This is a genomic window from Vibrio sp. 10N.286.45.E10 (assembly GCF_002874195.2).
GTDB classification, from domain to species: domain Bacteria; phylum Pseudomonadota; class Gammaproteobacteria; order Enterobacterales; family Vibrionaceae; genus Vibrio; species Vibrio crassostreae.
In genome coordinates this window covers 111,516-122,595 of record NZ_MCWD02000004.1, presented here as the reverse complement: position 1 = coordinate 122,595, position 11,080 = coordinate 111,516, and the positions used below count along the sequence as shown (strand labels likewise).

General features: G+C 41.3%; 9 protein-coding genes and 3 pseudogenes. 7 read left to right on the top strand and 5 right to left on the bottom strand.

Translation table 11 applies throughout. From position 1 onward, the window contains the following. Window positions 1-124: 124 nt before the first annotated feature. Entirely contained in the window at window positions 125-1,168 is a 1,044-nt protein-coding gene (locus BCU34_RS23905; RefSeq protein ID WP_102479518.1) for an IS630 family transposase, read from the bottom strand. 488 nt (window positions 1,169-1,656) lie between these two features. Here BCU34_RS23905 and BCU34_RS23900 point away from each other — a divergent pair, with 488 nt between their 5' ends. From BCU34_RS23900 to BCU34_RS23885, 4 genes are all read left to right on the top strand, one after another. Beyond that, complete coding sequence (locus BCU34_RS23900; protein WP_413216405.1) at window positions 1,657-2,793, top strand: ISAs1 family transposase; 1,137 nt, start codon at window positions 1,657-1,659, stop codon at window positions 2,791-2,793. 94 nt (window positions 2,794-2,887) lie between these two features. Next, window positions 2,888-3,379: a hypothetical protein gene (locus BCU34_RS23895; protein WP_102479712.1), complete on the top strand. Its 492-nt coding sequence runs from the start codon at window positions 2,888-2,890 to the stop codon at window positions 3,377-3,379. Next, window positions 3,376-3,738: a type II secretion system pilot lipoprotein GspS-beta gene (gene gspS2 / locus BCU34_RS23890; RefSeq protein ID WP_102479711.1), complete on the top strand. Its 363-nt coding sequence runs from the start codon at window positions 3,376-3,378 to the stop codon at window positions 3,736-3,738. Before BCU34_RS23895 ends, gspS2 begins: the two co-directional genes overlap by 4 nt. 93 nt (window positions 3,739-3,831) lie before the next feature. Next, window positions 3,832-4,800: a tyrosine-type recombinase/integrase gene (locus BCU34_RS23885; RefSeq protein ID WP_108145249.1), complete on the top strand. Its 969-nt coding sequence runs from the start codon at window positions 3,832-3,834 to the stop codon at window positions 4,798-4,800. A 149-nt stretch (window positions 4,801-4,949) separates the two neighbouring features. Here the strand turns inward: BCU34_RS23885 and BCU34_RS23880 are convergent, their stop codons facing one another. Both BCU34_RS23880 and BCU34_RS23875 read right to left on the bottom strand, forming a co-directional pair. Further along, the gene (locus BCU34_RS23880) at window positions 4,950-5,912 is read right to left on the bottom strand and encodes a Tn3 family transposase (RefSeq protein WP_276606093.1); all 963 of its coding nucleotides are present in this window, start codon (window positions 5,910-5,912) and stop codon (window positions 4,950-4,952) included. A 59-nt stretch (window positions 5,913-5,971) separates the two neighbouring features. Then, a protein-coding gene (locus tag BCU34_RS23875; protein WP_102480628.1) for an IS3 family transposase occupies window positions 5,972-7,122 on the bottom strand; the annotation gives its coding sequence in 2 pieces (ribosomal slippage) (window positions 5,972-6,879 and window positions 6,879-7,122; 1,152 coding nt in all). A gap of 1,067 nt (window positions 7,123-8,189) precedes the next feature. Here BCU34_RS23875 and BCU34_RS23870 point away from each other — a divergent pair. After that, window positions 8,190-8,427, top strand: a pseudogene (locus BCU34_RS23870) (transposase family protein); the annotation flags it as partial. Window positions 8,428-8,825: 398 nt separating this feature from the next. On the opposite strand, the pseudogene BCU34_RS23865 reads toward BCU34_RS23870, so the two are convergent. Beyond that, window positions 8,826-9,635, bottom strand: a pseudogene (locus BCU34_RS23865) (IS5 family transposase); the annotation flags it as partial. An 84-nt stretch (window positions 9,636-9,719) separates the two neighbouring features. Here BCU34_RS23865 and tnpA point away from each other — a divergent pair. Both tnpA and tnpB read left to right on the top strand, forming a co-directional pair. Then, window positions 9,720-10,026 (top strand): annotated as a pseudogene (gene tnpA, locus BCU34_RS23860) (IS66 family insertion sequence element accessory protein TnpA). Next, the gene (gene tnpB, locus BCU34_RS23855; protein ID WP_102479617.1) at window positions 10,023-10,412 is read left to right on the top strand and encodes an IS66 family insertion sequence element accessory protein TnpB; all 390 of its coding nucleotides are present in this window, start codon (window positions 10,023-10,025) and stop codon (window positions 10,410-10,412) included. Before tnpA ends, tnpB begins: the two are co-directional and overlap by 4 nt. Here the strand turns inward: tnpB and BCU34_RS23850 are convergent. Then, window positions 10,377-10,940 (bottom strand): recombinase family protein, encoded by a 564-nt coding sequence (locus BCU34_RS23850; RefSeq protein WP_102479615.1) that lies wholly within the window; start codon window positions 10,938-10,940, stop codon window positions 10,377-10,379. The two genes, tnpB and BCU34_RS23850, sit on opposite strands and share 36 nt — an antisense overlap. Between the last annotated feature and the right edge of the window lie 140 nt (window positions 10,941-11,080).

Genomic DNA, 11,080 nt, shown 5'->3' with positions numbered 1-11,080 from the left:
CCTACGGTTTACGCCGGAGGTATCGGTATCGGATTGGTGAATGATCCCAATTGCGGACTTACCTATATACTCAAGTCATTCTCGCTGAACCTAGCATCTCGAGGTTACTTGGGTATATACCGAATCAACTTGAAGATGCAGGCTTGAGAACCTGAAAATTATCATTAATTCGAGATGTCAAAGTAACTGCGTTCTCTGGAAGAGTCACAGCAAAAATTTGGTCTATTGCAGCTTTGAAATCCCGTTTCCTTTTGAAGTAAACGTTGTTCCTCGATTTCTCATTCATAACTTTCCATAGCCGCTCTATTGGGTTGAGGTTTGGGCTGTAAGGTGGAAGATAATGCAGTTCAATATTCAGGTCAAACGCCGCATCTTTGACTAAGTCACTTCGGTGATACCCCGCACCGTCCAAGATAATATGAAGCTTATGGGCTAAGGGATAACTCTTTCTTAATTCACAGAAAAAACGAACAATCGATTCACTGTTAATGCTCTCATAGTCGTGAACAATGGTTGCACCAATATCCGAAAGGTTCAGTGCCCCAATAATGTTTAATCGACTGCGATTGCCCGTTGTTTCAATCACTTTATCTTGACCAGTTCGTATCCAGCCATGAGATACTTTTGTTGATAGTGTTGGGTGAACGGCATCAATAAAGACTATCGACTCATCCTTGCCACAGCTTGTCTTTAGCGCTTCATAAGCCTCTATGAATGCTTGTTGTTTTGCTTCATCAAACTTATGTGGAACGCCTTTCGGTTGCTTGTAGCTAAAGCCATTGTGGTGAAGCCATTTGTTCATACCAGAAACCGTGTAATCAAGTCCAAATGTGTCTTTAACGTAGGCGACAATTTGATGGGTGTGGGAATAGGTTTTCTCAGTCAAATGCTCGATTAGGTGCATGGTTTGAGTGGCAGAAAGCTTGCTTTGACTTCCGCCATTTTCAGGCTTCAGTTTTTCAGACAGAACGTAGTCGCTGAGATGGCGTGCAACAGTCGATTCATAGATACGAAGAGCTTGAGCAATCATGGTCTGACTCCAACCTTCAGAAGTAAGTAAAACTGCTTTAATGCGATCACGCACTCGACCATCACGAGTCAAATCGTGTGTTTGTTCGAGTTGTAGTTTCTGTTGAGGAGTCAGTGTAATTTTTATGATGCGTAGCATGATCCTGATTCTATTGAAAATCAAGCAACTTCAATGATCACGGGTATAGTTCGGGTAATGAGCGTATGCTACTGAGTAGCAATGCCTTCCAAGCTTTACGTGATAGTCCATATGAACGCGCACCTTTTTTACGTACAGTCTAGTCACCAATATCATTTCCTCTTATTTTAGAAGGCAATCCTTCCATAAAACCTTTCACTTTTTACTCTACTTTGGAAAAGGTATATTTTCATAAGTAGAGTGTTACGTGTTCAGTTCTCAGCTATACTTGTAGTCTCCCGAAGGGTTAGTTTCCTTGTGCATTTAAGATCTCACGCACTCTAGAGCTTTGTTACTCTCAGCAATGAACTCTCCTCTCTCCCTACTTGGTGATTTAACATTACAAGTGCACTCAGCCTAATCTATTAAGGCAAGATCATTATAAATTTGAACTTTTCCTAATTTAAGGGATCAGATCTGGTAACTATTATCCATTTAGAGTCTTTTCCATGTCTGATTCGTTTCTAGAGCATTTCGAAAACATCGTTGACCCTCGCATTGAACGATGTAAAAAACACCAACTCTTAGATATTCTTTTACTTGCTATTAGTGCGGTGATTTCTGGCGCGGAGGGCTGGGAGGACATCGAAGATTTCGGCCATAATCGTTTAGATTGGCTTCGTAAATACCGTCCATTCCTCAATGGCATCCCTCGTCACGATACAATTGCAAGAGTTATCACCAAACTCAGAGCAGATGAGATTGAGCAAGCGTTTCAGTCGTGGATGAAGACGCTAGTTCAAACGACAGGCACTGATATCATTGCCGTAGATGGCAAAACAGCACGCCACTCTTTCGATACTCGCGGAAGAAAAAATCCGCTTCATTCGGTGAGTGCGTGGAGTTGCTCCAACCAACTTGTTTTAGGTCAGGCCGCCGTTGACGATAAAAGCAATGAAATAACCGCTATTCCTAAATTGTTAACCTTACTTGATATAGAGAACTGCATCATCACACTCGATGCGATGGGTTGTCAGCGCAAGATTGCCAAACAAATAGTTCAAAGCAAAGCGGACTATGTCTTGGCCCTAAAAGGGAATCACTCAACGATGCAGGCAGAGCTAGAAGCTTGGTGGCATAAGGCGTGTCGAGAGCAATTCACCGAGAAGAACTATGCTCAACACACGGATGTAGACGCAGGACATGGTCGAATCGAGACGCGACACTGTGAGCACCTTGTGGTTGATAAAGAATGGCTGACTAAACAATATCATTGGGAGGGACTTAGAAGCATTATTAAAATCACTTCTGAGGTCGAGCACTCCATAACATGCAAGGTTAGCAAAGAGACTCGTTGGTATATCAGTTCACTGGAATTAGATGCAGAACAAGCACTTAAAGCTGTCCGTGGTCATTGGCAAGTAGAGAGTATGCACTGGATGTTAGACATGACCTTCAGAGAAGATGAATGCCGAATTAGAAAAGGAAATGGTGCGTTGGCTTTTAATGCGTTAAGGAAAATAGCCCTCAACTTGTTTAAGTTTGATACAACCCAAAAGATGAGTATGGCTCGAAAGAAAAAGAATGCAGCACTGAATGATGAATACCGCTCAGTGCTTTTAGAGTCTGCGGTTAAAATGCGCTAGCCTTACCTAATCTATCGGTTTCGTCTCACTTATTATTGAAAAATAAAAAAATAAACCTATACTGAAAATATAATTTAGAGGTCGGGTTAACGCGATGAAAAATATCATATCCACTTTTATTATTTACTTTTTTTCTAGCTCATGCCTGGCTTCTACATTTATAGAGATAAAATTTGGCGGATGGTCTCACCACTTCAACACTAAAGATGAATTTAATGAAGTTCATGAAGGAATTGGGCTCGAAGTTTATAGTCTAGATACTAACAATAATCAAGTCGGAGTAGGATATTGGAGAATGAAGGATTCATTAAATGTAAGTAGTGACTACTTTGGTTTGAATTATAGATATAAGATAAGGATAAATAATAATATTGAAATATTGCCATCTGTAGGTTTGAGTTATTTTGAAAAGGGTAAAAAAGAAAATGGTTCAATAACAAAGCACAGTGGTTCATCATTAATCCCATCACTATCATTTAATTTTTATGAAAAGTATGGATTAGATTTATTCTATGTTCCTGAAGGCTCCCTTTCGTACTCTGATACTATCTTTTTCAGGTTATCGTATAGGATCATTTTTTTATGAAAATCATACTTTCTATAATTTTACTTTTTGCATGCACTACAGGGTGTACTAATCACACACACCAGTACTATATAGTGACGGAAATTGCTAAAAATAGGGCTAACATGATTAAATTGCATACACCAAAGCCTATACGATGGGGAACAATAACTGATGCGTACAATGACAATAATACTATTGTTGTTATCATTGATTCATCAGAGGAAGATTATATTAACATCCTGAATTCAAGGAAGGAAATAATAAGAAGAATATGCTCAGACCAGGATGTTGTAAACATTACAGAAAGAGGGATTTCGTACAGATTCATAGTAAATCATAGTAGAAAAAAATCCATGTTTTCCTTAAGGAAATGTTAAATTATAGTTCGTAAATAATTTATTTTATACCTGTATACGCACTATATTTAGATAAGTAACTTTTACTCAAAGAGGGGGAGGAGATGTACAAAAGTGGAAAACAAAGTGGATAGTAGTATATCTAAAGAATATCAAAAAGCTTTACTCACGACAGAGCAAGTTAAAAATACTATTGAGGTAAACGCAGCATCTGCTTATTTACTGAGTCTGCGCTCCCATCTGAGTCGGCAAAAAATGGGATACTTCCTAAATAATGTAGCTAGAATGACGGGGAACCAGAACATTTTATATTGTGATTGGGGAACGATGAGACGCCATCACATACAGGGAATTATTGACTTACTGATTGATGCGGGAAGAGCGCCAGATACAATTAATACCTACCTTGCTGGATTAAAGGGAGTTGCTTTTGAAGCATGGACAATGAAGCAAATTGATATGGAAACTTACCAACATATCAAACAAATAAAGAATGTTCGGGGCCAGAGGGTGCCAAAAGGAAGATCATTAGATAGTATTGAGGTAAGACAACTTTTTAAGAGCTGTGATGAGGACCCTAGATGTAAAGGAGTGAGAGATGGTGCCATTTTTGGCATTCTTTTAGGATGTGGTTTACGTAGAGGTGAAATTGTAAGTCTCGACTTATCAAATGTTTATTGGCAAGAACAAGCTATAAAGGTCATGGGTAAGGGGAACAAAGAACGTTTAGCCTTTATGCCTGATGGAACGCTAAAAAGATTGAATTTATGGGTTCAGGATGTCCGTGGTCAACAACCAGGTCCCCTTTTTTCAAGAATTCGGCGTCATGATGATGTTCAAGATACGCGGATGACTGATCAGGCGATCTACGAAATACTTAGGACCAGACGAATGGAAGCAGGCTTAGAGCATTGCTCTCCGCACGACTTGCGCCGCACATATGCAAGCACTTTGTTAGAGAATGGTGTGGATATCATGACGTTAAAGGATATGATGGGTCATGCTAGTATTACCACAACTCAACGATATATCCATATAAAAAACGAAAAAATGTATGACGCAAGCAAGCGATTAGTTATTTAGTAAGACTAGATCATCAGATGAGTAGTATTTCAAGCCAATTTCCTCAATGCAGCGCTGAGTAGCAAATGCGACCTGTTTTTTAGATTCCGCGCTAATTGGGGTATTGCGCACATTTCCCCGAAAAGTTCATTTTTCATTTTATGGCTGAATTAGGCCACTGAAGTAATACTGTCTATCTCCGCGTCTGATGATAGTGGGTGGACGCTTTCGAGCATACTTTCCAGATTCAGCATGTCTTCTCTTTCTTCGAAGACATAGTGCCCCGTCAATTGGATATGCCCCCAAGCAACTGGAGAAATATTCGATAGTAACTCGATTGCATCGTCATTTTTTTGCTTCTCGAAGCGCTCTACAAGGCTAGATAACAATGCTGAATTGTAGTAAATGATGCAGTTGGCTATCAGGCGGGCACAATCATTCCATTGCTCAATCTGGAAATCACTTCCACCACGCAACTGATCCCCGTTAAGGTTACCAATTGCACGGCGAAGTTGATGGTAGGCTTCACCCCTGTTCAGTGCCTGCTGAACAAACTGCCTCAAATCTTTTCTGTCAATATAGTCCAGCATGTAAAGGCACTTAATCAATCGGTCATATTCTCGCAGCGCGGCGAGCGTCCGGCTACCACGTTTGCTGTTTGACAGCTTGCGGATGATGACGTGTTGTTCCGTTGATTTTCTGCTCAGAGAGCAGATGATATGTTGGATTCGGTCCCAGTCATCTTTAATGAGTTTTACTCGAATGGGCTTTTTAAGCTTGATATCAAGATCACCATCTATGTTTACCTCAAACAGGTTTTCAAAAGCATGCTTGAACTTGGCGTATCGGGGTGAAAACTGGTAACCGAAAATATCCAGAACAGCGAAGTTCACATTATTGGTACCGTGATTGTCGGTGGCCAGAGACTTGGGCTGGATGTCACTGCTGTTGTTGTAAAGCAGGTCGAATGCGTAGTGCCCTTCGTATTCATTGGCCGATATTACCGTCGTATTCAAAGGTACATGATTTGACACCAACGTCATGGCCGAAACCCCTTTTCCTTTACGGAAATATTTTGCTGAGTACCTGGTTTTGAATATATTAATACGGCACGTATGCTTCTGCCCATCAATACTGCCAAACGGGGCGGATTCATTGATGGTGATCTGCTCCAGTTAGACTGGACACCGCATTAAGCGACATATTGTTTTTCAAAGTTAACTGGACTTAGATACCCAAGGGCACTGTGCCTTCTTGTTCGATTATAATCAACTTCGATATATTCAAAAAGTGCTTGGCGCATCTCTTCTCGCGTCATTATCGGCTCGTATTGAACGGCTTCTACTTTCATTGAGTGGAAAAAGCTTTCAACACAGGCGTTATCCCAGCAATTTCCCTTCCTACTCATACTTTGTTTTAGATTATGGGCTGAGATTAAGTCTCTGTAATCTTTTGAACAATATTGGCTACCTCTATCACTATGGATAATTACCCCTTCGGGCATGCCTCTACGGAACAATGCCATTGATAGCGCATCACAGACCAGAGTCGCGGTCATTCTGGTGCTCATTGACCAACCAACTACTTGCCGTGAGTACAAGTCGATAACAACCGCCAAATACATCCAACCTTCGCTTGTCGCTAGATAGGTAATATCTCCAGCCCATTTTTGGTTTGGTGCTGTCGCATTAAAATCTTGCTCTAGCAAGTTCGGGGCAACAGGAAGCCTATGCTTGCTGTCTGTCGTACATTTAAACTTACGGGCTGCCTTCGCGACTAAGCTCTGGCGCTTCATGCTCGTGGCAATGGTTTTTACATCGTGCTTATTACCATTTGCCTCAAGTTCTTTTTGAATACGCCTTGCACCGTCGCGTTCCTTTTTATCATCAAAGACTTCTCGAACTTTGCTGTCAAGCTGCTTTCGGTGCTCGTTGCGTTGAGTGACTTTATGGCGATTATCAATCCAATAATAAAACCCACTTCGAGAAACCCCAAACACCTTAGCCATACGGACAATCCTATATTGCATAAGGTGTTCGAGCATAAACTCATAGCAATCTACTTTAGATTTTTCGCGAAGTAGGTGGCGGCCTTTTTTACGATATCTAGCTCTTCAGCTTGCTCAGCCAATAACCGTTTGAGTTTGGCATTTTCAGTGGCGAGTTCCCTTTCTCTATCGCTGATTTTCGCATCTTTTTTGACGGCTTTACGCCATCCATAAATTTGAGATTCATACAACGATAGCTGTCGTGCCGCAGCAGCGACACCGACTTTCTCTGCCAACTTAAGTGCTTCGGATTTAAATTCAGGAGCATGTTTGATTCGTGTTTTCTTAGTTGTCATTGTTCACCTCGTTAGTGATTGTACTCACTTAACTCAGTGTCCAAAACTTCTGGTGCAGATCAAAACGCGGAGGTGGCTTTAATGTAAATCTAATCCATTATCCATGGAATTATACGACTGCTAATAGCGAGTTAAAATTAGGCTTAGGTGCTGGCTTTACTCATTTTGGTTCTTTTAGTGGGACTCTAATGACAGATAAGGCTCCTAGAGAATTGGTTAGTCAAATCATGGCTCCCGGTAGCGGGTTCTCACTCCTTGCAGCAGGGAAGTACCAATATGGGTTGTGGTCGACTACGCTGAGTATCGGACAACTCTATTGGTCTAATAACGTCCGCATAAATGATAACTCATATAACTCCAAAGATACCTCAACCATACTGGGAATAAATCTTGGATACGATATCCTTGAGAAAACAACCATTTCAACAGGGGTTAGCTTTTCTGAGTATAACAATAACAAGTCTATGTTATTTTTAGCACAGCTTACCTTCTCTCTATAATGTCATGTAGAGGGCTTAACACATTTGATAGTTTTACTGCTCTACATGCCAAAGAAAGGAATGTCCATCACATCAAAGTCTAGGGGACTGTTAATTTAGATTAGAAATCTATCTGGTATTGTATGAGTATTGATACCATACTTTTAATACCTTAATGTTATGTATGGAGTATAGATATGGCGGTACATTTAGTTCGAACTGAAGATAGCCTGATTGACTTATTGTCTTCTGAAGCATTAAGTCTGTATAAGCTTAAAGTTCATTGCACCTTTCCTCTAGACTCATCACAAAACTGGATTGTGGACCTAATAACGACTTCTGTAAGAATATGTGCTCTTCAAATAACTTTCAGTAATGGTTTTATTTTTCACAACAAAAATAATTTGTGTATCATGGAAAGAGTTCAATCCCATACGTATCATAATGGCCTGATTAAATAGTAAATCTATCCACGACAAGTAGGTCAATTCACAGGGTGAGATCGTGAACGTTTTTTAATCAAAATCATGACCAATTTGACGATCACATTTAGCTGTGATCATATACTCCCTTTTTAGGGAGAGCATCATGCACATTGACCACTTCAAAGAACATTTTCAAACGATTATCGACCAACGCCAAGGTGCAAAGGTCACATATTACCTGTTTGAAGTCCTTTTTGGCTCACTATGTGCGGTGATTGCTGGCGCCAAAGGTTGGTTTGATATTCGTGAATACATTCTCGGTCATCATGATTGGTTTAAGCGTAATGACTTGTTTTTGAATGGTATTCCTGCTGATGACACTATAGCTCGTATCATCAATTCACCACCTCTATTTCGGCCAACAGAATGTGTGGTAGGCATAGCTCACCGTTTTCATGAACAATTGCAAAACCATTTGCTGATCAAAGCCTTTTATACATTGAATACTTCAGCTATCACTTTGTCATTTCAAATAATGGCACTTGTCAATCTGCACTGTACTACTTGAAAATCCACCTACAACATTTTGAAAACCCCCTGTGTCAGGCTAGTTGTCACTGTTAAAAATTAACCAATCAAAGGGGCGGTAACAGGGAAGATGCGAATAAGTCCTACAATTTAGGTCTGGATCAAGCCTTTACTTTACGCGCTCAATTTTTAAACGATAAATTTCGATTTTAGGCCAACTTTGGGCCGTTTTAAACAGGGTTTTGGCCTTATTTCGGGCTATTCCCGGATTTTAGATAGATCTTTCCTGTCGCCGTAACATCTGATCTACTTTAAACACGTTTGCCAAAGTAAATAGCATGGCTAGCTGTGAGTCATTTTTCATCAGTCCCTTGTAACGTGCTTTGATGAAGCCAAACTGGCATTTGATAACGCGAAACGGGTGCTCTACCTTTGCTCGGATGCTGGCTTTTAAGTATTCGATGTTAATCATTGTCTTATTCTTGCGAGGGCGTTTTTTAATCACTCGGATTTTACCGGGACGCTCAGCAATCAGCCACTCCACATCCGTGCCTTTCAGTTCTTCCCGTTTCTGTGCGCCTTGATAACCGGCATCGCCGGAAACGAATTCCTCCTCACCGTGCAGCAAATTATGCAATTGGTTCAGGTCATGTTCGTTGGCGGCAGTGGTTACGAGCGTATGGGTGAGACCGCTCTTGGCATCCACGCCAATATGGGCTTTCATGCCGAAGTACCATTCATTGCCTTTCTTGGTCTGATGCATCTCTGGGTCACGCTCATTATTTTTATTCTTAGTGGAGCTCGGTGCTCTGATTATGGTGGCATCGACCAACGTTCCCTGCGTCATCATGACGCCACAGTCCGATAGCCATTGGTTGACGGTTTCGAATAATTTACGCGTGAGTTTGTACTTTTCTAACAAGTGCCTAAAGTTCATGATAGTGGTGCGGTCTGGGATCGTTTTATCCAGTGATAATCGTGCAAATTGACGCATTGAAGCTATTTCGTATAAGGCATCTTCGGTCGCTTCGTCACCAAGACAGTACCATTGCTGCATGCAATGGATGCGGAACATTGTCTCAAAGTAAGCGCATCATAAACCCCGCATTCTAATCGCCAAGCACTAATCATAAGATCAAGTCTCCAACCAAAAGGAAATTTTATAATGGCAAAACGACGCCCCAACCAAGAATGGCAAGCTCTCTTAGAACAATATGAAAACAGCAATATTACTCAACGCGTACCACGGACTGAGTTTATCGACATTCTTCGCCAAACGGCGCCAACTTCAAACCGCAATACGACCAACGCCAGCTGGATTTGTCAGAGCTGAAATCGTCGAAAAGACGACGAAATATCAAGCTCAGTTCGCAACGGCTAATATGACTCTTCTCATCAATGATGTTGAGCTGAGCATTCCACAAGGCACGCCAGCGGTCTATCTGGCGGAACTCATCGGCGCGCTGTCATGAAACACATACTCAGTGCTCCAGATGTTTACTTGTATCGTGACAGCGTTGACTTTAGAAAGTCCATCAACGGCCTCGCGGCGATTATCGAAAGTGACACCGATTTACCTCTAGGAAGTGGCGCACTGTTCCTGTTCACTAACAAGCAGCGCGATAAAATCAAAGTGTTGTACTGGGATAAAACAGGCTTCGCTCTCTGGTACAAGCGCCTTGAAAAAGCCAAGTATAAATGGCCTACAAAAGAGAAAGATGCGGTGTTTTTCCTGACTCAATTTGGGCTTGATAGACTGCTTTCTGGCTTCACAATTATCGGCCATAAAGGGGTAGTTTGCGGGAAAGTGCAGGGAACTACGTTAAGGTTTTTTATGATTTTTCATGTAGCTAAATAGTGTTCTTCTTGAAAAACCAAATAACTCACAGACCTCACGAGCCGATTTGTCAGAGTTTTGGTAAAGTATGCGAGCCTGCTCCAACTTATCTGGATCAATTCTAGGTCGACCACCGGATTTCCCTCTGGCTTTTGCTGCGGCCCTTCCTGCTTCTGCGCGCTCAGCCTTTATCTCTAGCTCCATTTGAGAAATAGCCCCCATTATGGAGAGGAACGCACGACCTGTGGCTGTTGAGGTATCTATATTCTCGCGGAGCGATTTTAGTTCAACTTTCCTGTCTTTTAGCTCATCGACAATCTCAAGCAAATGTGAGAGTGACCGCGACATCCGGCTTAGTTCCATTATAACCAGCATGTCCCCTGTACGGATGTAATTCATCATCTCTTGCCAACCAGGCCTATCTTTCTTTGTACCGTTTATTTTATCGGTAAAGATTTTTTCGCATCCAGCCAACTTTAATTGGTCAAGTTGTGCATCCAGATTTTGAGAGGCTGAGCTTACGCGGGCATATCCAATTAATTGTGTCATAGGTATAAGTGCAAAAAGAATAGATCATTTAGGTTTACGCACGTTGTTTATTGCTAAAGTTTTTGCGCGGCATTTTTGTATTATGCCACCCACTGACATTATATTGGAGTATCCGTGCAAGAAGTATACTTTTTGCACTC